The following is a 25,843-nucleotide window of genomic DNA, read 5'->3' as shown; positions in this document are numbered from 1 at the left end:
GACGTCGACGGCCACGGCGCGGCAGGGGAGGCTGAGGTCGGCGACCAGTTCCGGGCGTGCCTGGGCAGGCAGGCGGGTGGCGATTGCGCATCCTCGGTCACTGTCAGGGCTGCGGGTGTGTAGGACCCTCCAGCCGGCGGCCCGGTAGGCGTCGAGCAGCAGGGCGGTGCCAGGGCCATTACTGGTCTCGGTCAGCACGAACACGTCCTCGACTCGTCCGGCGAGCCACTTCAGGAGCGCACCGGCGCGGTCTAGGGCGGCGGCTTGGATGTTGATCGTCAGGATCGACAGCACCGCGCACCCGGCCTTTTAATGTGAATCGGTCAGTTTCAGCAGGCTCAGGATAGTCTCGGTGACTTCTTGGGGCGTGCGGCCCTGGCAGTCGACCTCGTGCTGTCTCCAGTCTTCCGCAACCAGGAACTCCCTTGCCTCGGCGTAGAAGCGCAACTCCTTCGCCGAGCCGCCGGTCATCTCCAGCCGCGACAGCGACGCCCGCCTGCCCAGCCGGCCGGTGATCACGTCGGGGTCGTCGATCAGGTAGAAGGTGATGGTCGGCAGGAAGTACTTGTTGTAGGACCAGATCTCGTCGAGGTCCAGGCCATCGACGCGTTGTAGCACGAGCGACGACGGCACGTACCGGTCGGTGATCACGTGCAGTCCGGCGTTGAGCATTTCCAGGATCTCGCCGTCGACGTGCTCGGCGCGGTCGGCCGCCAGCGCCAATGCCAGCGCCCGGCCTTGCAGGGTCGCTTCGGTGCGGCGCACGAGCTGGCCGAGCTCGGAGCGGGTCGGTTCGCTGGTCAGGTGCGCCCGCCGGCCGGTGCGTGCGGCTAGGGCGTCGGCGAGCAGGCCGGCGACGGTGGTCTTGCCGACGCCATTGGGTCCCTCGATGGCGATGAACAGCGGGCCGATCACGACGCCACGGCCAGCGGAAGCAACTTTCTGCCGTCCACGGTCGGGCACTGCTCGGCGTCGACCTCGCCGATCCGACCGCCGTTGGCCACCACCGCCGCGGGGCACCCCTTCCCGCAGGAGGAGTGGATCGCGCACGAACCGCAGGTGGGGTTCGTTCCGCTCGGGTAGCGGGCGTGGAAGTCGTAGCCGTCGAGCGCGCCGGCGACGTCTCCAGCGAGGATGTTGCCAACCATGAACTCTCTGTCGGCGTGCTGGGAAATCGGGGTGCGGGCGGCGAACGCCAGGTACGGGCACACCGCCATCTCACCGTCGGTGAAAACATAGACCAACTTTCCGGCGTCGCAGCCTCCCAACGGAAGCCCTTCGTTCGGGAAACGGATCAGCACCCGGTCTAGCTGATCGGCAAACCGGTCGGTCGCCGCCCGGATAGCACGCATCATGTCCGCCGGCGCGGCCAGCCTTCCCTTGGACTTAACGCCCCGCCCGAAGCTCGACAGCGGGTTCATCAGCACGTACTTCGCGCCGAGTTCGAGGGCGAAGTCGCACAACTCCGCGAACTCGCCCGGCTCCGTCAGTAGGTTCGGAGTCGACAGCAGCCCTTGCAGGATGCCCGCGTCCGCACACATGCGGGCAGTGGCCACGGTGCGGTCGAACGACGCCCGATTGCCTCGGAACTTGCCGTGGGTATCGGTCCGAAATCCGTCAAAGCTGATGTTGACGTGCACATCACCCAGCCCGGCCAGCGTGGCGATCATCTCCGCTGTGACGGCCGCACCGTTGGTACACACCGCCAACGGCAGCCCCGCAACCACCACAGACTCACAGATCGCGAGAAACTCGGGGTGGATCGTCGGCTCACCGCCGGTTAGGGTGACCCGCTCGACCCGAGAGGCGACCAGTCGGGGAAGCACCACGTCCCGGAACTGCTCGAGGGACATATCCTGACCGACGGCCGTAGACGAGACGAAGCAATGCGCGCAATGGAGGTCGCACCTTTCGGTGATCTGGACCAGGGCCTTACGGCCGTCACCGCCGACGGAGGTGCGGAAATAGCAGCTGCTAGCCGATGACTCCACGATCAACCGCTTCGCCCCCGTGTTCGCCGGCGGCCGGTCGACACTCGACGAGGTGGTACTTGCGGGCGCGCTGACGATCACCGCGGGCTCCTTCGGGGCAGGCGATGCGGGGTTGTATTTCGGTTACAGGGCCGAGTTAAAGTCAGCACACGCCGTGTCGGATAGCCCTGGCAGCAAGCTCCGACAATCCGTTGACAACGAGGGGCGGGTTCGCGAGCAGTCCGGAGGACGAGCCTGCGGCGGCCCTCGCGCATCTTCCGGGTGACCATCAGTGAGGTGCGCAGGACCGATATCTTCCCCCGATCGCCCGGAGGATCCTCTCGTTCAGATGATCAATCCGGAGGTCATCGAATGCTCGGGGCCGTGGTCGACGGCAGCAGCACCATCCGACTGGCAGTCTCGGTTACGCCCTACAAACCTATGGTGTGCTTGGTGGTCCACGAGTACTGCCTACCTAGCCGACACAGCCTCACCAGGCGCACCCGCGTGACGGTCAGCTCGATCGAGGCTCCGGGGTCGCGAAGGGCATGGATGGTTTCGATGAGAGGCTGGGCGGCTCGCGGCCTGCCGTTGTAGGCGATGCTGATGTGAGGGCGAAGTTGGCTAACTGCCGTTTGCCCGAGAACGGCCTCGGCTGCCGAACCCAGCCGCTCGACGACGTCGAGTAGCCGGTCCCAAGGGGTGACGGAGAAGCGGATCGCGCCCGGCGAGCCTGCGAGCGGTACTGCCACGAGGCGAATCGCCCCGGTTCCAGCGAGCCGGGAGTCCGCGTTCGCAGCCAGAGCCGCCAACTCCCTCACACGGACGGCATCAACCTCACCGACTCTCAGCATCGTCATATGTAGGAGGTCCAGCGGGACGAGGGAGAGGTCCGGGTCGTCGTGCAGCCCTTCTTGCAGTTTGTGCGCGTACTGGCGAAGAGATAGTTGATCGCCGAGGTCGAGAAGCCAGTAGTAGGCCGAGGCGCCATCAGGCCATGCGGGGCGTGCCCAGTGGTCGACAAGGTCACGAAGCGCGGAGTAAGCAGCCCAGTCGTTGGCGACGATGTCGTCCCGGTCGGTGAGGGACTGCGGCGCCCGGGGCGGGAAGGTCATGGCTAATCGTCTCCGGGGCTACCTCCCAGCAGCCCGGGAGTGTGTCAGGCCCTGCATCCTTTCACGGAACTCTGCCACTGCGCTGTACTGCGACCAGGGCGCGGCGGCGGCCACCAAAGCATGCGCTCGTTGGATGACCGACGTGATCGGGTTGTCGGTGGCGGATACCGTCGCCAGTGTCGCGACAGCCATTGCTTGCTCGACGTCGCAGAACGGCTTCTGCAGTAGCGCCGTGGCGTGGTCGAGGCCGACGAGGGATCTGCTCCAATCCGAGTCCGATGCCTGGACGGTCTCGCCGATCTTTCCGATCAGCGTGATCACCTGCTGTGGACGCCCGAGCACCTGGTTGACGGTGATGGCGTTGGCGACGATGCGGCCCCAACCGTAGATGCCCAACGAGATACAGGGACTAATCCCCACCGGTGCCTCATGCCGCTCGCCGTAGCTGTAGGCGGCGTCGACGGCGGCCAGCGCCTCCCGTGCACGGCCACCGATACTTGCCAGCGCCCGCGCCTCACCGTTGACCTTGAGGCGTATCGCTTGCGGCCCGTCGAGTGCGTGGGCCAGTCCGTCGCGTGCGAACGCGAGCGCCAAGTCGAAACGCCCCTGGTAGTAGGCGTTGAAGCTCTGCGTCCCCCGGACCCAGGCCATCAGATCGGTGTCGGATGCTATGTGGGCGAGGGCGAAGCCTTCGACGGCGTAGGCATCGGCGTTCGCTGGCCGCCCCAGGTTCACCGCCACGTACGCCAACAGCCCGCAGGCTTGCCCCGCAGCGCGCAGCAGCCGATGACGTAGGCGCGCAGGGGGCTCATCCCGATAGAGATCGTCCAGAAGGCGCCGGAGCACGACGAGTTCGTGCACCAGACCGGTGGGCCCTTCCCGCTCGTACCGCCCGACGACATCAGCGATGCCGAGTTCCAGCACTGCCAAAACCGCCTCGGCAGGGTAGGGCTTGACCGACAGCAGTCTGGCCGCGATCTCAGTGATCGACTCAAGGCCCAGCGCATGCTTGGTTCCGTGTCCGAGCAGCTGTGACGCGGAGCCGCTCGACACGACGCTGTCCATGGCGGACACGGTCACGTTCGCGGCGCCCAGTGCGGCTCGGCGCTGGGCGGCGTTGAGAAGGTCCTGCAGCTGGTCGTATTCCTCGACCAGCGCTCCGCCGGCGCGAAGCTCGTCGTCACAGTTGAGCCAGAAGGTACGAGGGACGTTCTGGCGACCGGTCTCCACGTTGGCGATGGTGGATCGGCCGTAGTGGACGATCCCGGCCAGTGTCGTCTGGGTGTGGCCGCTCGCCTGCCGAAGCGCTGACAGGCTTCGCCCGAGAGCCTGGCGAGCGTCGCGTGCATCCTGCGGATCGGCCATCGGCTACCCCGTCCTGCTCGTCCTACGCCTGCCAACGGGCTGCGTCACCCGACGTTAGATGTCTACCAGAGTCGATGCAGCGCAGGGTGTCACGCAACCAACACGCTGTCATGCCTTGTCGGAACGTTTTGACAATCCATTGACATCGCCGCGCACAGCTCCCGGGCCACTCGCACGCGCCGACATTCCCGCAACCCTCCGACCACGGGCGCGTCCCGCACGCGCCGTCGAATTGTCGGCGGATTGTCAAAAGTGATTCGAACGCATGTCCGACACATCCCCTTGTCGGATCTACTAGGCGAACTTCGGAAATCCGCCGCTGCGGCATCGCCGAGGACTGCCCGGCCAGCGGCTCCGCACCATCCAGCCGGTTCAGACAGCATGCCCACGCGCAACCCCCACAGCTCGGCCTCGCGCCCGGCCTATGACCCGCCGTCGCTTGCGCTCGGGTCGCGAAAGGCAGGTTCCCATGCACAGCCAGCAGCACCCCAGCACCTCCACTCACCACCCCAGCGGGCCCCCGGCGAGCCGTCGCGCACCGGGCACAGAGGTCCCGCCTGTCATGGTCTCGGCGGACCAGACCCTCCGGGTGAAGATCATCGACAGTTGCGGGATGGCGTGCCGCTTCTGCCACAACGAGGGCACCCCGGTCACCAAGGACAACCTCGACCGCGCCGTCCCTGGCGGGTATCGGGCGGCGGGTCGGTCCGGTCGGGTGTCGATCTACGCCGAGACCAATGGCGCCCGGTTCCTGGCCGCCCCGATCTTCGCCGACGAGCGGTTCGCCCAGGCACTGGACCGCCTGGCCGTAGCCCTCGACCTGACCGAGGTACACCTCACCGGCGGTGAGCCCACCCTGCACCCTCAGCTCCCCGGACTCATCGCCATCGCCCGGAACCGCGGACTGCGGGTGGGCGTGACGTCTAACGGGGAGCGCGGAGCACATGTCATGGCCGCCTGCGCGGAAGCCGGCCTGTCGCGCGTCAACCTCAGCGTATTCGGCACCACCGCCGCCGAACTCGCCCAGGTGCAGCACCCGCGCCTGGCCCAGGCCGCCCTCGCCGACCGGAAGATCACCGCGCTGCGAGAGACCATCGCCGCTGCCGGCCGTCACGGGGTGCCGGCGAGCGCCAACATCGTCGTCATCGACCGCAGCCACTGCGACCGCGTCCACCGACTCCTCACTGACTTCCCCAGACCCTGTCGGTGCGGCTCCTCAACTCCCTCGAGCACGGCCAGGAGTCCATCAAGGCCATCGAGGCGATCCTCGAGGACCTCGACGCCGTACCCGTCGCCCGGCACCTCATCGCCGGAGTGTCTGCGGCCCGCACCGTCTACCAGATGCCGAACGGCCGGAAGATCATCGTCAAGCAGCTGCGGCCCACCCGGCTGCCCACGACCTGCGTCGGGTGCTCGTACAACAACGGCGTCGACTGCCACGAGGGGTTCTACGGGGTGCGGCTCTACCTCGACACCACCGGCGTCTTCCAGGTCGGAGTGTGCATCCAGCGCATGGACCTGTGCGTGCCGCTGGAAGAGTTCGTCACCGGCGACCTGTGTCGTGAGGTGCTTGCGCTGCGCGCCGACGAGTACCGTCAGCTATCCGCCCAACACGCCCGTTAGGAGACGTCCGTGCCCGCCGAGTACGAGGCCAAGATCCTCGACATCGACCCCGCCACCATGGCCGCGCTGATCCTGTCCAAGGGCGGCCAGCAGCTCACCGAGGCGACCCTGCAGCGCCGCCACGTCTACGACATCGCCGAAGGCGACACCAGCCGGTGGATCCGGCTGCGCTCCAACGGGACCGAGACCACCCTTGCCACCAAGCACATCGCCCACGACGGCATCGACGGCGTCCAGGAAGTCGAGGTCGCCGTTACGTCCCCGGCAACCACGCTCGGTGACCCCTTCGCCGACACGAACACCCTGCTCGGGATGCTCGGGTTCACGCCGAAGGGCTACCAGGAGAACCGGCGCACCAGCTTCCTGCTCGACGGCGCGCACCTCGACATCGACGAATGGCCGCTCATCCCGCCGTACCTGGAGATCGAAGCCGACAGCCCCGATGAGGTCCACCGCGTCGCCGCGCTACTGGGCTATGACCCGTCCCAGCTCACCAGCCAAAACACAACCAAGATCTACACCCGATACGGCATCGACCTCACCCAACTCAAGGAGGTCACCTTCCCATGACCAACCGGCTCCCACGGATGACCTGCGTCATCGGCCCGCCGGCTGCCGGCAAGACCACCCTCACCACCTACCTCCACAACCAGTTCCATTCCCCGGTCCTTCGCCCTCGCGACGCGATCGCGTTCGCACTTCAGCAAGACCCAGGGCTAGGTTCGCTGTTCGCTCGCGACAACCGGGGCTGGGTGTTAGACCCGGCGCTCGGCCTCGCGCTCCGGATCACCCTCGCCCGCCTCGACGAACCCGTGATCCTGGAAGGGCTACCCTGGGATGCCTTCCAACTCGCGGACCTTCACCAACACACCCGAGGCGAACTCACGATCCTGCGTCTGCGGGCACCCACCGCGATCCTTCACCAACGACGCTCACAACGGATGTTCTGCGCCACTTGCTACCCGAAGCCAGCGACCGGTGAGGCAACCTGCCAGTCATGCGGCGGCCCACTGACCACCCGCGCCGATGACGATCATGAAGCCTTCCACGACCGCCTCGATACCCACCGCTCCAATGCCGCAGCCATCCAGCACCTCGCCGCAGATCCCCGCATCCCCGCGATAGATCTCGACACCGACCAGCCAGCCAGCCGAGTGGCCACAGAGGCATTCACTGCCATCGGCCCCAGCCGCTAGCCCGCCTCAGGACGGCGCGGTGCCCCTTGCCGTCCGCGTCGCCCATCGGCACAGGAGCCGCCGGTGAGAACCCGCGCCGAGTCCCCCGCCCGTGGAACGACTGCTCTGGTCGCCGCGACCGCGGCGTCGGTGAGGTGCCGACCAGGTCGAAGACGACCACAGGTCCGGTGGTGGCAGCCGGCGTCCAGGGGGCGGCGTGCGGCGCTCTGGCTCATCGGGGCACTTCCCAGCTAGTCGAAGACGGCGGGAGCGCTCGGGTCGGCGTGCACGGCGCACACCGCCTCCAGTTCGTCGCGGATGACCCTCGTGACAGACAGATCCGCCGGCAGGTCAGATGGGGCGAACCAGCCGACCTCCTTGATCTCCCCGTACGAGCCGACGCCCGTCGAGGCCGCAGCCTCCCCGGAAGTCACGTCGCAGCCAACGAAGACGATGTTGACCCCGTACGGGAACGGCGGCTGGTGCTCGCTGCGGCGCGAGCGGTCAAAGACGCCCAGGATCCGGGTCGCGGTCACCGTCAGGCCAACCTCCTCGGCGACCTCGCGCACCACCGCGGCGGCGATCGACTCGTCGACACCCTGGTAGCCGCCTGGCACCGACCAGCACCCGTCGGACTCCCGGCACAGCAGCAACTCGCCGGCGTCGTTGAAGATCACGGCCCGCACGACGACCTTCGGCGTCGGCCAACCCAACTCCGCACCCAGAAACGGACGGACTTCAGCGACCGGGGCCCCGGCACCGTCGGCGATCATCTCGGCGACGATGTCGAGGACCTCGTTGTTGCGCTCGCGGGCGAAGTCGGAGTCGGCGTACAGCAGGTTCTGCTGGGCCAGAGCATGCAGCCTGGCTGCGAACCTCGGCCAGCGGGCGGGCTCGACGTCCATCGTGGTCACGGTCATGTCAGCGGCACGACTGCTCACGATCAAACTCCTTGAATCGAGTCGAAACGGTCAAGGGGTGAGCGTAGGCTCTTCCAGTAGCTCGGCGAGACACCGCCCTCATCCATGTAGTTCGCGGTGAAGCACTTCGGTCCGATCACCAGCCCGGGCACGCGAACTGGTGCGAAGCCGTCCTGGCGATGCCCGCCCTGCAGCAGGCACGGCTGAGGCCGTGCCTGCTGATTCGCTGGCCAACTGAGCGCTGAGCCACAGCCAGGTTCGGCCATGGCGGGCGTGTCGCGTTGCCAACGTTAGTCCACATGTTCGAGGATGCCCCGGTGGAAGATCTCGCCGCATGGCACAACGGACGGACCGGCTCGGAGGCGATGGCGGTGATCGTGCGCCGCAACCCCAATAGAACCTGTGAAGTCGAAGTCCGCACTCACGGTGTCCCTAGGCTGCAGGAGCAGCTCACCGAGGCCAACGCGTTCGCTCTGGCGGCTGACATCCGCCGGGCCGCCCGGGGCCTTTGGCAACGCGCCGACGTGCCGGTTCGCACATGAACAGCGCCCAGCTCGCCGCGGCCAGCCGTGCCCGTTGGTCGACCCTCAACCAGGTCGCAGCCATACACCCGCACGACCAGACCGAAGCCGACGACCAGCGGCGCGTGATGGAGTGGATCACCTCCGGCGCCGGGCTCTACCGGCTCGCCAAGCCCGCCACCCCACCGATGCACCTGGTGTCCTACTTCCAGGTCATCGACCCCGACACCGGCTCGCTGCTGCTCGGCGAGCACCACAAGGCGGGGCTCCTGCTGCCCACCGGCGGGCACGTCGAACCGGGCGAGACCCCGTGGGAGGCGGTGGCCCGCGAGTGCGCGGAGGAACTACGGCTGACCGCCCGGGCGTCGTCGCGGTTCGGCACCGATCCGGCATTCGTCTCCGTGACCTCCACCGTCGGCGCTGCGACTGACCGGCACGTGGATGTGTCGCTGTGGCACGTCATCCACGCCCGCCGCGCTGAGGTCGACTATTTCGACGAGGAGGAGTTCACCCGGATACGGTGGCTGTCCCCGGACGAAGTCCTGGCCACCGCCGTCGGGCAGTTGGACCCGTGCATGCACCGCTTCACCCGCAAGATCACGGCCACAGGCTCCGGCCCTGCGGCCGGCCTCCGCCCGGATGGCGTTGCCGGTGGCTGCCTGTGCGGGAGACTCCGGTTCACCGTCAGCGGCGAGCCCGACTACCCGCACGTGTGCAGCTGCGGGCACTGCCAGAAGCGGGCCGGCGGGCCGCTGCAGTCCTGGGTCAGCTTCCCACTGGACGGGCTGCGCTGGACCGGCGAGGACGGTGCGCCGACGTGGTACGACACCTTCCCGGACACGACCACCCGAGGATTCTGCGGCACGTGCGGCAGCCACCTCGCCGCCCACGACTACGGCGACACCCTCATCGGCATCAACCTCACCGCCCTGGACGACCAGCACGACCCCCGACTCGTCCCTGTCAACCAGTCCTTCCGCGACGACGCGGTCGGCTGGCTCCCGCAGATCCCAGACACCCAGCACAGCACAAGCAGGTGACCTGAACTGCGGGCCAGCCCTGAACTCCCAGCGGCTTCAGTCCGCGAGGCCTCGCACCAGGATGATCAGCACGTAGGATACCGGCAGGGCCGCGAAGCACAGGACCGCGCCCATCGCCTGGTGGCGTTCGCTCGTTGCGGTGCCGAGGCGGGGTCGGGAGGCGAAGGCGAGCGCGAGGTAGCCGGTGAACAGTGCCAGGGTGGGTAGACCTGCTCCGCCCCAGGCCAGAGCGGTGAATGTGTCGACGCCGGTGAGGATGAGGGTCCATGCGGCGATGGCACTGGCGGCTGCTGTGGCGGTGTAGATGGCGGCGGCGCGGGTGCGGCTGCGGGCGTGTGGAAGCAGCGGCGGGCGGGCGGCGTACTCCAGGGCCCGGTCGAGCTCGACGGTGACTGCGTGTTCGGCGCTGCGCGCGGCGGCGAGCCCTGCGTCGGTGTTTGCGGGTTCGGCGCGGCCGATGGGTTCGAGGCGGGGTGCGGGCAGTCTTAGCCGGGTGGCGGTGGTGGTGAGGTTGTCGGCGTGGGCGTCGAGGCGCCGGTCGAGGTCGGTGAGGGCCGCTTCGGTGGTGGCGGTGTGGTGGTCGCCGCCGTGCGCCTGATCGGCTTGCCGGGCGAGCTGCTGGTCGAGCTGGCGGACCAGGGCTGTGTACGCGGAGTGGGAGGTCACCAGGCGCCGTCCTGGTCGTGGCGGCCGGGGCGCACGAACGGCACGATGAGCTGGCTGGTGTGTTCGTGCCGGTCGAGGAGCAGGCCCCGGTTGGGGCGGGGCTGCCAGTCGACCATCACGTCCCCGGTGAACGAGGCGAGGGCGTCGGCGCCGACGTTGAGCGCGAGCAGGCAGGCGATGAGGTCCCGCCCGCCGGATCCGCCGAGGTCCTCGACGAGTCGTTTCGCGCCGCGCCACCAGCCCAGCACGTGCACACCCCGGGCAGGGCCGGCCGCGAGCACGGTGTGCAGGTCGTCGAGGGGCGTGCGGCGGGTGTCGGGGTCGCGGGCTCCCAGTTGGGTACTGGCGGCGTCGGCGCCGAACAGCACGAGGTAGGTGTCCCGCGCGTCGGCCCGGGCCAGCTCGGCGAGGATCCGGGGCAGGTCGGCGGCCGTGAGCGTCTGGTGCGGGTGGCCGGCCTGGTCAAGGGCGGCGGTCAGCTCGGCTGCGGGGTCTTCACCGGGGCCGACGAGTGGGGCGAGGAGGAACCGAACGGTGCCGGGTGGATGCTGGTGAGCGAGGGCTGTGGTGGTGGCGTGTAGAACGTCCGCGCCGATGGGTGAGGCTCCGATGACCGCGAGGTGTCTGCCGGGGGTGGCGTCCAAGGCCGGGCCGGCGAGGCTGGAGGTCATGTCCACGGCCCGGCCGACCAGGAGCCGACGTCGGCGTTGATCGGTGGGGATGTCGGGCAGGGCGGTGGTGATGTGCTGTTCGGCGAAGCCGGAGAACACATGCGGCGGCCGGTCGCCCGCCTCGCGCATCGACCACAGCGTGCGCCGCAGGTCGGCGACGGCGGTCGGGGAGGCGTGGGCGTCGGGGAAGCGGACGATCCGATCCCGACCAGTGGCCCCGGCGGCGTCGTTGATGACAGCCTGCCCGACCGTCAGGTCGGCACCGGCTGTGTTGGTCGGGTCCAAGACGCCGGTGGCGCCGGCGAGGGCGACGCGGAGCGGGAACTGGCCGAAGATCGCGTCCTTCTTCCCCAGGAGGGCGTCCACACCGCTGATGGTCTGTGACGCGAGCACGAGGTGGATGCCGTAGGAGCGGCCCTTGCGCGCCAGGTCCTCCAACAACCCGACCGCCACCGCGGCCTGGCGGGGTGGTCCGGACAGCAGGACGTGAAACTCGTCGATCACAACCACGACCCGCGGCCACGCCGCCTCCGGTTCCGCCGCGCGGAGGGCGGGCAGGGTGGTGACACCGAACCGTTTCATGGCCACCGACCGGCGGCCCATCTCCGCGACCAGGTCACGCAGGACGGCGATGCCGTACTCCCGGTCAGACTCCACCCCCACCGCGCGGGCGTGCGGAATCCACGACGGGTCGACCGGCGTGGGGGTGAACTCGGTGAACGACACGCCTTCTTTGAAGTCGAGCAGGTACAGGGCCAACTCCGCCGGAGAGTAGCGGGCGGTGAGGCCGTAGAGGACGTCGAGGAGGAACACCGTCTTGCCTGACCCGCTGCGCCCGGCGATCATCCAGTGCGGGGTCACGTCATCGAACGACAACTCGACCTCGGTGTGCTTCTCCCGCCCGACCACGGTGCTCAACCCGCGCGCCGACGATCCGGTCCACAGGGCGTCGCCGATGAGGTCGGCGAACGTGAACGTCGCCGCCGCCTTCGCATCCGCCGACAACAGACGGCACAGCTCCGCCACGGCTTCGGGGTTCGGGTCATCGTCCAGGGACACCCGCACCTGCATCCCCCGCCTCGGCCGGAGCACCGCCGGCCGCCCCGCCGGGTCCTTGACGTGGGCGTACTGCCCGTCCACGACGACGGTGTAGGCGTGGTCGAGCACAGGTCGGCCTTCCTCGGTCGGCCAGCCGGCCAGGACCAGGTGCAGGCGGGAAGCGGGGCCGGCGTGGGCGAGGGCCTGCACCCGGGCGTACTCCGCCCTACTGTCGGGAAGCTGCCCGCACACCACCAGGAACGGCACCTCCTCCAAACGCCCCGCGGCGGCCATGGCCTGGGCGTGCTGGACATGCTCCTGCGCCTCGTCCAACACCGCGGCCAGTCCAGCGGTGTCGATCACGGCCGGGGCCAGCCCGCCGGAGGCGATCAGCTGCCGGAACCCGGTGAACGCCCCGCCCGCTGTCGCCCCGTCCACCAGGCGCACGTCGAGGAGGTGCTGGGGTACGGCGCCCAGCAGCCGGGTCAACACCGCCCGCACCAGCGACCCCGCCGCACGGGTACGAAGGCCCGCATCGATGACCAGATGCCCGCCACCCTCGCCGAGCAGCGGCAACACCACCGGGAACCAGTCGTCCTCGGTCACCCAGCAGATCGCGACATGCAACGGCACCGCCGCGTCACCAGGCGTGCCAGCGGTGCCGAGTTCGGGCAGCGGGATGGTCAGCTTGCGCACGTCCACCCCGAGCCAGCCCGGGGTGGTCAACGCGGCGGTGGCCTTCAGCTCCGCGACCAGAGACCGCACCGCGACCTCCTGCCCCGCCACGTCCACACTGCGCTCGGAGTCCTGATCGCGGAGCAGAGCCCGCACCCCGGCCACTTGCGCGCGGCCCGCCCGGTAGGCCTCGACAGCCGCCTCGAAATGCCGCCCGACCCTGCCCACGATCCCCCCGTATCTCAACGCGCGTCCGCCGCAGGTTAGCCGACGATGCCCTGAATTGTCAGCAGTCACCACACAACGTGACTAACAGCCGTAGCGTGCCCAACGAGTAAGCAGCTCGGGCCTGCCGTAGCACCTCCCGACCTTGGGGTGCGGATCGCCAGGTCAGGCCGTGCTGGCGTCACTGGTAGGAATCGGCACTGAAACCTCGAGGACGCGTCGATCAACTCCTGGCCACTTACGGGCTGTGATGGGGTCTTTCGGCAGGGTGGAACTTGCCTTATGCTCGCCGGGCTTTGTCGTCACTGTCCTGAAAGGTCACCGATGAGCACACCCGCCGAGATCCTCACCGCCCTCACGGGAGCCGAAACAGGCCTGGACCAGGCCCGCACCCAGGTCTCCGGCGCCCGCGACCACGCCGACAAAGTGTTCGCCCAGGCCCGAGCAATGGGCCTGAGTGGGGTCGCCAACAGTATGGCCCGCGTCATCACCTGCCTGGATGACGCTTTGAACGCGTTCGCAGCGGCGATTACTTCGGTACGTGACTCCCGAGGCCCCGTCAGCCAGATATCCCCCGGCCTCACCCCCGCCGAGGTCAAAACGCGCCTGACCTCGTCCATCGGCAGCATCGACGCCGCGATCACCTCCATCAGCGCCGCCTTCGACGAACTCGACGAAACCGAACCCGTCATCCGACAAGCCCTCGACGGCGGAGACCCCGCCCCGCTCCTGGCCTTCATCGGCAACGCCAACACAACCGCCACCGAAGGCCGCAACCAGGCCCGCACCGCCAAGACCAAAGCCCAGGAGCTCATGCCACAGACTTCGACCCTGGGAAACTGAGCACGGGCGCAGGCACCAGCACCGCGCCCGCGCCCGCAGACTCCGAGCCGATCCGCAAAGACTCCAAAGGCCGGGTCATCCCGCCCGAAGTCCAGCGGCTACCCAGTGGTCGACTGCCCGCGAACTTTACCTTCGCGGGCGACAAGTACGACGGCCCGCGCTGGACGCCACGGTTAGCGGCCAAGTACCCCGCCGGCGTCACTTTCACCCCGGACGGATTTCCCAACTTCTCGCCGTACCAGTGGGTGGGCATCCCGCAAGTGGATTTCGACCCAACCTTCACGGGAGATCGGGCCAAAGACGACGCGATCGCCAACCGCAAGGCGGGCATCGAGGACACACCCGATGGCTACACCTGGCATCATCACCAGGACGGACGCACATTGCAGCTCGTCCCCACCGATATTCATGAAGCCGTACGTCACGCCGGTGGCGTCGCGATCGTGAAAGGCAACGACCAGTGATCGTCGAGTACCGCCGAACCGCTCCCCCCGCGCCAGCGAACAAGATCGCGGAACTGGATTCCCAACTCCCCGGCGTGCTGCCCGAGGACTATCGCGCCTACCTTCGCCACCAAGATGGCGGACGCCTCACCAGCAACGACGAGGCGATCAAGGAGATCTTCGGCGTCGGCGACGTACCAGACCACGCCAGCATCTGGGCCAAACTCGAAGTATACGAAGGGCGGGTACCGACCTGGCTGGTGCCCGTTGCCAGCGACGCTTTCGGAAACCTGTTCTGCCTGTCGCTACGCGGCACCGACCACGGATCCGTCTGGTTCTGGGACCACGAAGGTGAACCCGAAGATGACGACGACACTCCCACCGAGGAGAACCTGACCTTCAAGGCACGGTCCTGGCAGGAATTCCTGGATCGACTTCAACCGTTCCAGCTCGAGGAGTGAGATAAGAGGCGACGTCGCGGGATCGGGTCCTGGCATCCCCGAAGAGTTCCTCGACGACCACTCCGAATAGCCGCAGGTCCACGAAACGGACACCGATTCAACCCGCAGATCCGTCCTGAAATGCCGGAACGGGGAGCCCGTGAGGTTTCATCTCCTTGAACCCGAAGTCGCCGGAGAACTCGGCCCCGGCACCGTCATTGACACCACCGTGCACCCGCCACGCGTCTCGGTGCTGGAGTACGTGTTCACCGACTGGCTCGGCGACGACCTCCTAGAGAGCTTTCCCTGCTACCTGGCCAGCGAACGTCTCGCCGACGCCATCGAGCGGTCAGACGTCACCGGCTATCGCTTCGACCACGTCGACGTGAGCGTGTCACCAGAAGCCGATGAACTCCTGGAAGACGCGACCCTTCCGGCGTTTCGCTGGCTGATCGCGACCGGAACTGCCTGCGTGGACGACTTCGGCACGACCAGCAAGGGCGAGATCGTCGTCTCCGACCGCGCCTTGGAACTGCTGCGGTCGTTCACGATCGACAACTGCGACGTAGGCGCCTACGCCCCCGACGCGTGAGGCGTTGTCATCATGAAGGACAGGCAGGACCAGCAGTGATCGTCGACTACCGCGAGCATAAACCCCCCTGTGCCCGCCGAGAGAATCTCCGAGCTTGAAGCCCGCATCGCACGATTACTTCCCGGCACCTGTCGCGACTACCTGTCCGAGCGTGACTGCGGGTCGCGCGAAGACAACAAGGCGGCGGTCAAGAACACCGCCGCCACCGAAGGCCGCAACCAAGCCCGCAACGCTAAGACCAAAGCCCAGAAGCTCATGCCCCAGGCGTCGACTCTGGGAAACTTAGCGCGGACGCCGGCTCAAGCACCACCACGCCGGCGTCCGCGGTCACACCAGATCCCAAGGTCAGCCACGGCACGCAGATGCGCCGGGCTGGCACTATGCAAGGACCGGTCAAATTCAAGATCCCCAACCACTACACAGCCGACGAAGTGGCCCAGGCACAGGAGTACGTGGACGCGAGCAACCGTTCCAAGACCGCCGGTACTCTGTCGTCAACGGGGAGGCAAGCGATAAAGGGGGACCTGAAAGCCGCGAAGGACCGCGCGGCGCGCGAAGAACGCGACCGCGCCGCCGCAGCCGGCACACCCTACGGCCCGATGGTCGCCGCTCACCTGCCCGATACCACCTGGTCTGGCACGGCCGCCCCTCCCGAGGGCTGGGGACGACACACCAACCGGGTGAACAGCCTCATCGGGTCGCTGTCCGGTAAAGACCCTGTGGGATACACGCCCGAAAATTTCGAACTCGAAACCACAGCAACACCACCAGCACCCTCGGAGGACACCGATGAGCCAATCCATTGGCTGGAAGGCGCTGCTGGGCGACACGATCGTGGCCAAGAGTGCCCTGGACGACGCCGACCCCAAGCACCTTGAGCCGTACACTTTACCCAAGGTCGCAGCGACCGAAGACGCTCTCGCGGCCTTTGAAACGGTCCACGGTGCTTTGCCGTCCGCCTACCGGCAGTTCCTGCTTCACGCCAACGGCTGGCCGCAGTTCTACATGGATGCCGACCTGTTCGGCCTGCCCGAACTCGAAGGGTCCGCAAGCGCTGCCGTCGCAGCGGAACTGATGGACGTCTACACCGACACCGGCGTGTTCGACGACATGGACTGGCCCCCAGGCGACGCGCTCCCCGTCGGCGCGGGCGAGGGCATGCGGGACCTGTTCGTCATCGGACGCGCCGGCACCCCCGTGCAGGGGCAGGTCTCCTGGATCGACGGTGAGGAAATCGAACGCTACCCCGACTTCGGCGAGTTCATCGCCTCGATGCGCGACGCCGTTCTGCGCCGCGTCCACCAGCTCACGCAGCCCGCCTCATAGCCTCGGCACGGATGCAGGTCGCGTCCACGCCGACCGGGGTCCGGGACTGTCCAAAGAATTGAAAACGTCATCTGGGCACCTGTGCCGAACCCGGCGCGGACGAAAGCCTCCGCGAACCATGCAACTCGCATCCGCCGACATGACGCCGCAAGCCACGCCGGTGGCGTCGCGATCGCGAGAGGCAACGACCAGTGATCGTCGAATACCGCCGAACCGCTCACCCCGCACCTGCGAACAAGATCGCGGAACTGGACTCCAACCTCCCCGGCGTACTTCTGCGGTCGTTCACGATCGACACTGTGACGTGAGCGCCTACGCCCTCGGCGCGAGAGACGTTGTCATCCGGGAGGACAGGCAGGACCAGCAGTGATCGTCCAATACCGCGAGCAGGAACCACCCGCGCCGCCGTCAATAGCCCCGCCAACTCCGCCCAGCGGATATGACCCTGCAGCGAGCGTTGCGGACAGTCAGACCTGAGTCATCGGCGATCATGATCCGCAAGTAGTCGAGGCCCGATCGCAGCACACGTATTCTGTTTCAGACCGCACCGACAGCAAGAAGGGAGCGGCCGTGGCGCCGACAGCTGAACAGCCATTCGACGGCGCTTGAGGCGGCCCGGCGTTGGCGATATCCTGCGACAATGTCTGAGAATGAGCTAGGCCCGAGCGGCGGCGAGGACCGGGTCCTGGTGCCGGTGAGCCTTGGTGGGCGCAAGGTGTATCTTGCCGTCCAGCAGATCGGCGGGCCAGTCGATCCAGGCGACGAACGCGAGATCGCGGCCCGCGGGCCGGCGCTGGTCGACGTGGTGGCCGGGCTGACGGATTTCGTGGAACAGTTCTCCGGCCGCCTCCAACGTACGGATGCCTCCCGGGTGACGTTGGAGTTCGGCTGCGAGTTCGCGGTCGAGTCGGGGTCATTCGTCGCGGTCATCGGAAAGGCCTCAGCCCGTTCGACGTTCAAGGTGGGTCTGGAGTGGACCAAGCCCGAGCAGTAGCCGGCGGCGGCAACGCGGCATACGAGGGCCTGCTCCGCGCCGCCACGGTTGCCCTGGAGGTCCCCGGCGCGGGTGGCGGTGCCTCGTCGCTGGGCACGGGCTTTCTTGTCGCGCCTGGCATCGTGGCCACCTGCGCGCACGTCCTTGCCGACCGGCGGGAGGACTTGCCAGCTCGGGTGTCCGCCCGGTTCGTCGTGGCCGGTCGGGACCTTGAGTGCGAGACCGTGCCGGAGTGGTACCTGCGCGACACGCCGGCTGCCCTGGACCTGGCGTTCCTGCGCTGCCCGGGGGCGGCGGACCTAGGATACGCGCTGCTGTCCACGGCGCTGGTCACCGGCGACCCGTTACTGACGTATGGGCATCCGAGTGGGATGTTCCGGGCCGGGCAGTCGGCGACATTGCGGTACGAGGGTCCGTCGCGCCTGCACCATGAGGACGGGGACTGGCATCCGTTACGGGTCGCCGGCACCCCGGTGACCGGCGGATACAGCGGCAGCCCGGTCCTCAACCAGCGCAGCGGCGCGGTCTGCGGGATGCTCGTCTACTCCAACGAGCGCGGCAGCGCGCACATGGTCTCCGCCACCGACATCATCGCCGGCAGTGCACAAGTGCGGTCCGCGCAGGTGGACGCGGCGGCCACCGCCGGGTGGCTGTCCATCCTGGACGATGGGCAGTTGCGCACCGGCGGCTGGGCGTATCCCGGGCCACGGCTGCGCGCATTTCTGGAGACCGCGTCACGGGCCGCGCGGCAGCATCCGTACCCGGGAATGGTGCCCGGTGTCGAACCGCCTCCGCTGGACGCCGTCTACGTCGCGCAGCGGGCGCGCCCGTCGAAGGCGGGCGGCGACGCGCCTGCGGCGGCGATCCTCGCGCAGAACGGCGACTGTGTGCTGGTTGGTGGCCCCGGCGTGGGCAAGTCAAGCCTGCTGCGGTACGGGCTGCTGGATGCGGCCCGCGGCTGGCTGGAGGCCCGGTCCGGCAATGCGGTGCCGGTACGGGTGCTCGCCGCCGACCTGGTCGCCGCTCGGCCCGTGCCGGAGGCGATCGCCGCGAGCGTCCGGGCCGAGCTGGATCCGGTCGGGTCGCTGACCGACTTTCCGGCCGAGTTCTTCGCCGCCGAGCCGTGCCCCGGCGCGCGGTGGCTGGTCCTTGTGGACGGTCTGGACGAGGTGATCGACGTTGAGCGGCGCCGCGGGCTGGTGCGCAAGCTCGCCGCGCTGTCCGAGGACCCCCGTTCGCCGTACCGGTTCGTGCTCGCCACCCGACCGTTGCCCGATGGCGAACTGCCCGAGTACCGTTGGCCGCGGTTCGAGCTGCTGCCCTTGGCAACCACCGAGCTGGCCGGGTTCGCCGAGGGGTGGTTCACCGCCCTCGCACTGCCCGACCCGGCCGCGTCTGCCGCACGGTTCACGGAGATGACCCGCCGCTCGTCGCTCGCCTCGCTGGCCCGCACGCCGCTGCTCGCCGCCATGCTGTGCCAGTTGTTCGCCCTGCGCCCGGAGCGAGAGCTACCGCACGGGCGCGCCGGCGCCTACCGCTCATTCGTGGACCTGTTGCGGGAGCGCCGGTTCGCCCTAGACGGAGGCATCCATCCCCAGCTGGAACGGGCCTTCGACCGCTACGGCCGGTCGGCGGTCGATGCCGCCGGCCAGCTCGCCGACCAGTTCGACGAGCTGCTCGGGCGGCTGGCATCGGCCCGACAGGACGGTGACCTGACGCCGGCGCTGGACCTGCTGGCCGGCTGGGCGGGCGGGCTGCGCCCAGCGCACGTGCCGGAGCCGATCTGGCGATCGTCGATTGCGGACTTGCTGCGGCGCACCGGGCTGATGGTGCAGCACGGCGACGACTTTACTTTCTTCCACCAGACCGTCGGCGAGTTCCTCGCCGCCGCCTACCTGGCCGCCGACCGCCGCCGTAGCGCCAAGCTGTTCCGTACGATCTTTCACTGGCGGCTGTACCCGGACGCACGCGCGATGGAATGGGCTAGCTCGTGGGGCGGGCGCGCGAGTCGGTGGAGGCGCCCCCGTGACATGTCCTTCGCCTCCTTCCTTGTCGCTACCTGGCACGACCGGCCCGGGCTCACCGAGGCGCTGCTCAAGGTCGCCCGGCGCGGCGGATCGGAGGGAGGCGAGTTCATCGCCGCGCTCGTAGTCGACGGTGTAGTCACCGACCGCCGGGTTATCGACACGGCCGCCGAGACTCTCCTTGCGACCTCGCGTCGACCCGGCTGGTGGAGTGTGCAGTACTCGGCCGCCACCGCAGTCGGCCGGATGGGTGACCCGCGCGGTGGTGACCGGCTCGCCGAGATAGCCACCAACCCCCGCTTCGCGTACGTGACCCGAGTCAACGCCGCCCGCGAGCTGTGGAGCCTGGACGATCCGCGTGGCGTCGACCTCCTGCGGGCCCTCGGCGCGGCGGTTGAACTCGCCTGGCTGCGCGCCCCGGGCAGCGCCGACCTGCTCGCCGCCCAGGCCGAAAACCCGGGCTTCGCAGACGACACGCGTATAGACGCCGCCTGGGTGCTCGCCAAGGTAGGCGACCCACGCGGCCTTGACCTGCTTGCCCAGTTGGCCGTCGACCCCGCGCTCAACGCGTACCGGCGGGCTGGCGCGGCCACCAACCTCGCCGACCTCGCTGACCGGCGCGCCATCGATCTCCTCGCCGGCCTGATCGAAGAGAACGACATCGCCAGCAACTACCGGCGCCAATGGCTGGAGAAGCTCGTGCACTGCGACGACCCGGCCGCCGCTGATCGGCTGGCCGAACTATCCCGAAGCCCAGCCGCGGGCACCGACCTGCACCATCCCGCAGCTGCCGCCCTTGCCCACCGCGGCGACGCCCGCGGCCTGGACCGGCTCGCCGAGATCGCCGCCAAGCCGACCGTCTACTACGGGGCCGCCCGCGATGCCGCGATGCTGCTGCACAAGCTCGGCGACGACCGGGGCCACCAGCAACTCCTCCGAACCGTCAATTCCAAGCCTGGGAACAGCCTCGCGACCATGAACGCCGCCACCGACCTGGCCACCATCGGCGACTCCTGCGGCGTCGAGCACCTCGTGGACCTCGCCACCCGGCCATCCGAGCCGTGGGTCAGTGGCTGGGCCGCCGACCAGCTCGCGCAGCTTATGGCCGAGGCCAGGATCGACCGGTCCGCCGCCGACCAGCTCGCGACCATCGCCGACGATCCTCGCACCAGCGCTGCCCGCCACCGCCTCGCCTTGGAGGCGCTGACTCTGCTCGACGATCGGCGCGGGCACCGCGGACCCCGCCGCGCGGCGCTGCTGTTCAAGACCCGGCGCGATCCGACGCGCCGCCGCTATCCGCTGGCGCGTGGCACGCGGCCGAACTGAGGCCGGCGTGACGGTGGGCAATCGTGGACACCCAAACCGGTGGTTGTGCTCGTCGACGTTAGGTTCAGAGTCCGGTGACCAGGTTGGCAACTCGGGCCGATGCAAGCCCGGGAGGGACGATCGAGGCCGAAACCGTTTCGGTGAACCCGCCGTACAGCATCTGGTCGTGTCTTACGGCTGGTGGCGCCTCGAGGTCGTCTCGCCACCAGCGGAGAATGTCCCGTTCGATCCGCCGTGCCTGGTAGCCCTGATCGGTTCTCCAGATGCAGGGGCTGTCGTCTTCGAGGTGCCACAGGTGCCATCCCTGGCGGCGGTGGTCTGCGAGTCGGTTGTCACGCTTGTTCGAGATCCCGATCTTGATCGCGTAGAGCAGGTATAGGAAGGCCGGGGCGTTCGGGTCGAACCCGTATTTCGCGCAGCTGGCGCAGCCCTCTCCCTCGGTTCCGTCGCCGTGGAGAAACAGGTGCCGGATCTGGGAGTTAGGCGTACGTCCGCTGAGTGCCCGGCTCGCCCTCGTAGTGCCGCAGGTAGCGGTCAGCCTCCTCGTAGACCGCGCCCTCCGGCCACAGAGTCGTCCATGATCGTCAGCCTCCGCTGAGGACTACCTCCTGGACCCGTATCTGGTCCACAACACGTCTGCCGTCCAAAACCCGCTCACATCCCCTATATCACGCACGTAGAGATCATGGAAGGTTATGCGCGAGACAAGATCAATGCCCGAGCTCACGCTGGACGTCACGTACACGAAGAGGCTGGTCGGAATGCCTGACCATTCCGCATGTTCTGATATCCGGGGTTGCCAGTATCGCGATCACCAATATGAAGCCGGTCGTCCTTCAAATCCAGTAGCCGCCGCGCGGCAACTTGCGCCAGATTCGATGCCGCGCCCCACGCGTCCTGACCCCATCTCCTCCTTGGGCCGCCAATCACACTGAAGGCGGCTGCCCGCCGACTTTCAACCCCAGTCGATCATCCGGCCCCGCGCGGCAAACACGTCGTCCATAGTGCACAACCAGCGGCGAGCCCGCACAGCACCGCTGTCCAAGCCAGGGCGGCGGCCGGCGTGGTCTGGTCGGCGATCAGCCCGGCCAGCCACGGCCCGAGCATCTGCCCGGTCGCGAACAGCACCGTCAACCCGCCGAGCACGCTGGTCGGATCCTTTCCGGGCGCAGCTGCCCGGAGCAGCGTGGTCACCCCGGCCGGCACCATCATGAAGGTTAGCCCGAACCCGGCTGCCGACAGCGCCAGAGTCGGAACCGACAGGCAGCCCAGCGGCAGCGCCGCGGCGGTGGCGACCGACGCGAGCAGCGCGGCCAGTGGTCGGGCTCCCGGCCACGCCGCCAGCGGCCGACTCCACACCGCCGGCGCGGACACCGCCGCCACCCCGAGCAGCACCCAAGCGCCCACCAGGACCGCCATGGACGATTGTCGAGCCGCCAGATAGGCCGACAGGAACGTCAGGTAGGCGATGTATCCGGCCCCGAACAGCAGATACACCACCCCGAGCGGCCACCATCGCCCCAGTCCCTGCCACCCTGTGCCCGGCCCGACTTCCGCACCGGTCCCGGCTCCGGCCACCCGCCAGCTGCCGACAGTCGCCAGCGCCGCCCCGCCAGCGAGCACCAGCCACCCCACCGGCCACCGTTCAGGGTGCCCGTCCAGCAGCACGGGCAACACGGCCCCACACCCCGCGACCCCCAGCCCGGCCCCGGCGAAGTAGATCGCGATCGGCGCGGCCGACCCCGCGGCCGTGGCGAGCCGGGCGGCGAGCACGCTCCCGGTGACGAACACCAGCGCGCACGCTATCCCCGCGAGTGCCCGGGTCAGGAGCAGCCCCGGATACCCGCCGAGCGCCCCGCCGGCCAGTCCGACGACGGTCAGCACCATCCCGGTCCGAAACGTCCGCCCGGGCCCGAGCCGCCGGACGACTAGCCCGGTCAGCGCCGCTCCGGCCAGGTAGCCGAGCCCGTTGGCGGCGGTCAGACTGCCGGCTTTCGCGAGGCTCCACCCAAGGTCCGCGCGCATTGCGGGCACGAACAGGCCGTAGCTGAACCGGGCCAGCCCGACGGCCGAGGCCGGGCCGAGGGAGAGCAGTGCGGCGCGAATTTTGATCATGGTTCGAGAACCTAGCAAGAGATCGAACCGATCGGTACTATCTCAGTATGCCCGTCACCAAAGGCACCGCCCTGGACCCGGCCCGCACCCGGGAAGCGATCCTGGCCGCTGCCACCGAGCTCCTCTACCGCCGTGGTCTCGACGGCGTCGGCGTCGCCGAGCTGTGTGCCGCCGTCGGCGCCTCCAAGGAGACCCTCTACCGGCACTTCGGCTCCAAGGACGGCCTGATCCAGGCGGTCCTCGAAGCGCGCAGCGACCGGGTGCACGCCTGGATCAGCACTGCCGTGGCCACCGCCCCGGACCCGGCCGCTGAGTTGCACGCCGTGTTCGAGGCGCTGGGTGGCTGGTTCGAGCAGCCGGAGTTCCGCGGCTGCGCGATCGTGAACGCCGCCACCCAGCGGCACAGCCCGCCGGCCCGGCTGGTCGCCGTCCGGCACCTTGACCGTTACCTGGAGATGTTCACCGACATCGCCGCCCGGGCCGGGGTCGCCGAGCCGGGCGAGCTCGGCGGGCAACTGCTCATCCTGCTGGAAGGCGCCACCGTGGTCGCCGATCACCACCGCGCCGACGGAGTGGCCCGCCTGGCCGGCCGGGCGGCGTTGACCCTGCTACACGCGACCGAGAAGAGCCAACCATGACTGACATCGAAGGCTTCAGCGCGCCCGGCTTCGAGGCCGTGGCCGAGGCGTTCGGCCGCAACTTCACCGAGTACGGCGAGGTCGGCGCCGCCTTCGCCGCCTACCGCGACGGCGAACTGGTCGTCGACCTGTGGGGCGGTACGGCCTCGCCCAGCGAGCCCTGGCAACGCGACACCCTGCAGCTGATCTTCTCCGGCACCAAGGGTTTGGCAGCCGGTTGCGTGCTGTGGCTGGTCGAGCGCGGCAGGCTCGACCTGGACGCGCCCGTGGCCCGGTACTGGCCGGAGTTCGGCGCGGCCGGCAAGCATGGGATCACAGTGGCCGACGTGCTCACCCACCAGTCCCGGTTGCCCGGGATCGTTCGACCGTTCTCCGTGCCGGAGATGCTCGACGCTCGGTTCATGGCGGTCGTGCTCGCCGCCCAGCCGCCGACCGCAGATCCGCGCGCGGCCTTCATCTACCACGCGCTTACCTTCGGTTGGCTGGTTGACGAGCTGGTCCGGCGGGTCGACGGCCGCGGCGTCGCGCAGCTGTTCGCAGAGGAGTTCGCGGCGCCGCTCGGCCTGGAGGTCTGGATCGGACTCCCCGACAAGCTGCACCACCGCGCCACGGTGATGACGGCCGCTCCCGGTGCGCTGATCGGTCTGCCTCCGCCCGACGACGAACTGCTCGCGACGGTGCTCCGTAACCCGCTGGTCCTCGACGGCGCCCCCGAGATCTGGAACAGCCCCGAGTACCGCCGGGCCGGCATGGTCGCCGTCGGCGCGTTCGGCACCGCCCGCTCGCTGGCCCGGTACTACGCCTGTCTGGCCCGAGGCGGCGAGCTCGACGGCGTCCGGGTCCTCGAGGAGGCCACCGTGGATGCTGGTTGCCGGGAGCGGCGGCGCGGGAAATCGGCGCTGTGGGGAAGCGAGTTCGCTTACGCGACCGGCTTCGAGCTCACCCCGGACGTCTTCGGCCCGGCACCCGACGCGTTCGGCCACGCCGGGTTCGGCGGTTCACGGCACGCGGCCTGGCCGGCGGCCCGGGTCGGCTTCTCATATGTGATGAGCCAGGTCCGGTCGGCGTATCCAGACCCGCGACCACTCGGCCTGCTCGCAGCCCTCCATCTAGCCCTGTAACGGGTACGCGGCCAATTCCTGGAGCGCGTTGGTGATCGGCGCGCTCCGGGCGGCCCGCCTTTCACCACGGGGCCAGATAGCACCGTCACCGCGCCCCGCACCACACGGCGGGGGGCCACCCGAGACCGTCACCAATAGCGCCAGCAATCAATGCCAAATGGGCCCAGATACCGCCGTCACAACCACCTCACCCCGCCGCCTATGGAGCCACCCAACATTGCCGCGATGCGGCGGCAGTGCACCGTCCTACTTACCCCGGGCCGCCCCTGCCGCCGTCTCCCCGCATCCTGCGCCGGGCCTCGGCGCGTCTCTGGGCCAACTGATGGCGTACCCCCCGAGGCAGCAACCTTTGGTGGTTAGAGGATGTGGCGCTCTGTCAGTCGTGCGGGCTTGCCCCGGTCGGGTGTAAGGGGAGGTCGACCTCGTTGGCAAAGTGGGCAAAGTGCGCGTCCGGTGGTGGGGCGGATGAGCGCGCCGGCGGGGGTGCCGTGGACGCATTCGGGGGCTCTGCGGCGTTCAATTTCGAAGGCGGCTGTGCTGTCGTCGTCGCCGTGCAGGACCGTGTGGTGTCGGCGTAGGTCGCTATCGGGAATGGCGCGCAGGTAGGCGGTGAGTGAGCGGGTGATCCGGTTCTCGTCGCGGATCTTGGTGATGATCGCAGTGGCCTGGACCTCGTCTGCTCCGGTGGCCTCGGCGACGCGGCGGACGTCTGCGGGGCGGACGGTCGCTGATGGTGACGAGATGGATGGTTGTTCTTCTAATGGTGGAGTTCCGACGTCGGTACTACCGACGCCCCTGCTGGCGGACTGATTGTGACTACGGTGGTTCCGTGGCGGAACCAGTGGTGTGACTACCGTGGTCACAGTCTGTGGAACTACCGTGGGGGACTGCCCCCGGTTTGGTTGACTCGCGGGGTTAGCGGTGTTCAGGCCGGTTGAGTGGCCTTGTGTAGTGTCTCAAACTCGATCGGGGTGAGT

At 68.6% G+C, this 25,843-nt stretch carries 23 protein-coding genes and 1 pseudogene; 16 read left to right on the top strand and 8 right to left on the bottom strand.

The window, feature by feature from the left end; all coding sequences use genetic code 11:
* Positions 1–309 precede the first annotated feature (309 nt).
* From tmk to AB0M43_RS37140, 4 genes are all read right to left on the bottom strand, one after another.
* Positions 310–915, bottom strand: coding sequence for a dTMP kinase (gene tmk, locus AB0M43_RS37155; RefSeq protein WP_363732002.1), 606 nt, complete (start codon positions 913–915; stop codon positions 310–312).
* Positions 912–2,072, bottom strand: a complete 1,161-nt coding sequence (locus tag AB0M43_RS37150) for a radical SAM protein (RefSeq protein ID WP_363732001.1) — start codon at positions 2,070–2,072, stop codon at positions 912–914. The genes tmk and AB0M43_RS37150 overlap by 4 nt, the downstream gene beginning before the upstream one ends.
* A gap of 329 nt (positions 2,073–2,401) precedes the next feature.
* On the bottom strand, positions 2,402–3,085 hold the full coding sequence (locus AB0M43_RS37145; protein ID WP_363731998.1) for a 2'-5' RNA ligase family protein: 684 nt from the start codon (positions 3,083–3,085) through the stop codon (positions 2,402–2,404).
* A gap of 18 nt (positions 3,086–3,103) precedes the next feature.
* Positions 3,104–4,450: a helix-turn-helix transcriptional regulator gene (locus tag AB0M43_RS37140; RefSeq protein WP_363731996.1), complete on the bottom strand. Its 1,347-nt coding sequence runs from the start codon at positions 4,448–4,450 to the stop codon at positions 3,104–3,106.
* 424 nt (positions 4,451–4,874) lie between these two features.
* On the opposite strand from AB0M43_RS37140, the pseudogene AB0M43_RS37135 reads away from it, so the two are divergent.
* From AB0M43_RS37135 to AB0M43_RS37120, 4 genes and pseudogenes are all read left to right on the top strand, one after another.
* Positions 4,875–5,588: pseudogene (locus AB0M43_RS37135) on the top strand (radical SAM protein); the annotation flags it as partial.
* A 68-nt stretch (positions 5,589–5,656) separates the two neighbouring features.
* Complete coding sequence (locus AB0M43_RS37130; RefSeq protein ID WP_363732085.1) at positions 5,657–6,073, top strand: hypothetical protein; 417 nt, start codon at positions 5,657–5,659, stop codon at positions 6,071–6,073.
* Positions 6,074–6,082: 9 nt separating this feature from the next.
* On the top strand, positions 6,083–6,643 hold the full coding sequence (locus AB0M43_RS37125; RefSeq protein WP_363731994.1) for a CYTH domain-containing protein: 561 nt from the start codon (positions 6,083–6,085) through the stop codon (positions 6,641–6,643).
* Positions 6,640–7,269, top strand: a complete 630-nt coding sequence (locus AB0M43_RS37120; RefSeq protein ID WP_363731992.1) for a hypothetical protein — start codon at positions 6,640–6,642, stop codon at positions 7,267–7,269. Before AB0M43_RS37125 ends, AB0M43_RS37120 begins: the two co-directional genes overlap by 4 nt.
* Before the next feature lie 230 nt (positions 7,270–7,499).
* On the opposite strand, the gene AB0M43_RS37115 is transcribed toward AB0M43_RS37120, so the two are convergent.
* A complete protein-coding gene (locus tag AB0M43_RS37115; RefSeq protein WP_363731990.1) occupies positions 7,500–8,189 on the bottom strand; it encodes an NUDIX hydrolase N-terminal domain-containing protein in 690 nt (229 codons plus the stop codon).
* Between the two features lie 278 nt (positions 8,190–8,467).
* Between AB0M43_RS37115 and AB0M43_RS37110 the strand changes: the two genes are divergently transcribed.
* On the top strand, positions 8,468–8,710 hold the full coding sequence (locus tag AB0M43_RS37110; RefSeq protein WP_363731987.1) for a hypothetical protein: 243 nt from the start codon (positions 8,468–8,470) through the stop codon (positions 8,708–8,710).
* Complete coding sequence (locus AB0M43_RS37105) at positions 8,707–9,729, top strand: NUDIX domain-containing protein (RefSeq protein WP_363731984.1); 1,023 nt, start codon at positions 8,707–8,709, stop codon at positions 9,727–9,729. Before AB0M43_RS37110 ends, AB0M43_RS37105 begins: the two co-directional genes overlap by 4 nt.
* A gap of 36 nt (positions 9,730–9,765) precedes the next feature.
* Here AB0M43_RS37105 and AB0M43_RS37100 read toward each other — a convergent pair whose 3' ends face one another.
* Both AB0M43_RS37100 and AB0M43_RS37095 read right to left on the bottom strand, forming a co-directional pair.
* Positions 9,766–10,395 (bottom strand): hypothetical protein, encoded by a 630-nt coding sequence (locus tag AB0M43_RS37100; protein ID WP_363731981.1) that lies wholly within the window; start codon positions 10,393–10,395, stop codon positions 9,766–9,768.
* The gene (locus tag AB0M43_RS37095) at positions 10,392–12,935 is read right to left on the bottom strand and encodes an FtsK/SpoIIIE domain-containing protein (RefSeq protein WP_363731978.1); all 2,544 of its coding nucleotides are present in this window, start codon (positions 12,933–12,935) and stop codon (positions 10,392–10,394) included. The genes AB0M43_RS37100 and AB0M43_RS37095 overlap by 4 nt, the downstream gene beginning before the upstream one ends.
* Before the next feature lie 393 nt (positions 12,936–13,328).
* Here AB0M43_RS37095 and AB0M43_RS37090 point away from each other — a divergent pair, with 393 nt between their 5' ends.
* The 8 genes from AB0M43_RS37090 to AB0M43_RS37055 all read left to right on the top strand — a co-directional run bounded on the left by AB0M43_RS37090 (position 13,329) and on the right by AB0M43_RS37055 (position 21,371).
* Positions 13,329–13,847: a DUF6244 family protein gene (locus AB0M43_RS37090; protein ID WP_363731976.1), complete on the top strand. Its 519-nt coding sequence runs from the start codon at positions 13,329–13,331 to the stop codon at positions 13,845–13,847.
* Positions 13,844–14,311: an HNH endonuclease gene (locus AB0M43_RS37085; protein ID WP_363732079.1), complete on the top strand. Its 468-nt coding sequence runs from the start codon at positions 13,844–13,846 to the stop codon at positions 14,309–14,311. Before AB0M43_RS37090 ends, AB0M43_RS37085 begins: the two co-directional genes overlap by 4 nt.
* Positions 14,308–14,751 carry an SMI1/KNR4 family protein gene (locus AB0M43_RS37080; protein WP_363731975.1) on the top strand — a complete coding sequence of 148 codons (444 nt, stop codon included), beginning with the start codon at positions 14,308–14,310 and terminating at the stop codon, positions 14,749–14,751. Before AB0M43_RS37085 ends, AB0M43_RS37080 begins: the two co-directional genes overlap by 4 nt.
* 139 nt (positions 14,752–14,890) lie before the next feature.
* Positions 14,891–15,322 carry a hypothetical protein gene (locus AB0M43_RS37075; RefSeq protein WP_363731972.1) on the top strand — a complete coding sequence of 144 codons (432 nt, stop codon included), beginning with the start codon at positions 14,891–14,893 and terminating at the stop codon, positions 15,320–15,322.
* Between the two features lie 789 nt (positions 15,323–16,111).
* Entirely contained in the window at positions 16,112–16,648 is a 537-nt protein-coding gene (locus AB0M43_RS37070) for an SMI1/KNR4 family protein (RefSeq protein WP_363731970.1), read from the top strand.
* A gap of 640 nt (positions 16,649–17,288) precedes the next feature.
* On the top strand, positions 17,289–17,642 hold the full coding sequence (locus tag AB0M43_RS37065; RefSeq protein ID WP_363731967.1) for a CU044_2847 family protein: 354 nt from the start codon (positions 17,289–17,291) through the stop codon (positions 17,640–17,642).
* The gene (locus AB0M43_RS37060; protein WP_363731965.1) at positions 17,621–20,992 is read left to right on the top strand and encodes a trypsin-like peptidase domain-containing protein; all 3,372 of its coding nucleotides are present in this window, start codon (positions 17,621–17,623) and stop codon (positions 20,990–20,992) included. Before AB0M43_RS37065 ends, AB0M43_RS37060 begins: the two co-directional genes overlap by 22 nt.
* A 166-nt stretch (positions 20,993–21,158) precedes the next feature.
* The gene (locus AB0M43_RS37055; protein ID WP_363731963.1) at positions 21,159–21,371 is read left to right on the top strand and encodes a hypothetical protein; all 213 of its coding nucleotides are present in this window, start codon (positions 21,159–21,161) and stop codon (positions 21,369–21,371) included.
* Between the two features lie 590 nt (positions 21,372–21,961).
* On the opposite strand, the gene AB0M43_RS37050 is transcribed toward AB0M43_RS37055, so the two are convergent.
* On the bottom strand, positions 21,962–23,107 hold the full coding sequence (locus AB0M43_RS37050) for a YbfB/YjiJ family MFS transporter (protein WP_363731961.1): 1,146 nt from the start codon (positions 23,105–23,107) through the stop codon (positions 21,962–21,964).
* Positions 23,108–23,154: 47 nt separating this feature from the next.
* On the opposite strand from AB0M43_RS37050, the gene AB0M43_RS37045 reads away from it, so the two are divergent.
* On the top strand, positions 23,155–23,745 hold the full coding sequence (locus AB0M43_RS37045) for a TetR/AcrR family transcriptional regulator (protein ID WP_363731958.1): 591 nt from the start codon (positions 23,155–23,157) through the stop codon (positions 23,743–23,745).
* Positions 23,742–24,866, top strand: a complete 1,125-nt coding sequence (locus AB0M43_RS37040) for a serine hydrolase domain-containing protein (protein WP_363731956.1) — start codon at positions 23,742–23,744, stop codon at positions 24,864–24,866. The genes AB0M43_RS37045 and AB0M43_RS37040 overlap by 4 nt, the downstream gene beginning before the upstream one ends.
* Positions 24,867–25,843 lie beyond the last annotated feature (977 nt).

It is taken from the genome of Longispora sp. NPDC051575 (assembly GCF_040681875.1).
GTDB lineage: Bacteria > Actinomycetota > Actinomycetes > Mycobacteriales > Micromonosporaceae > Longispora.
The sequence above is the reverse complement of the archived record's forward strand: the minus strand, read 5'-3'. Positions and strand labels throughout refer to the sequence as shown.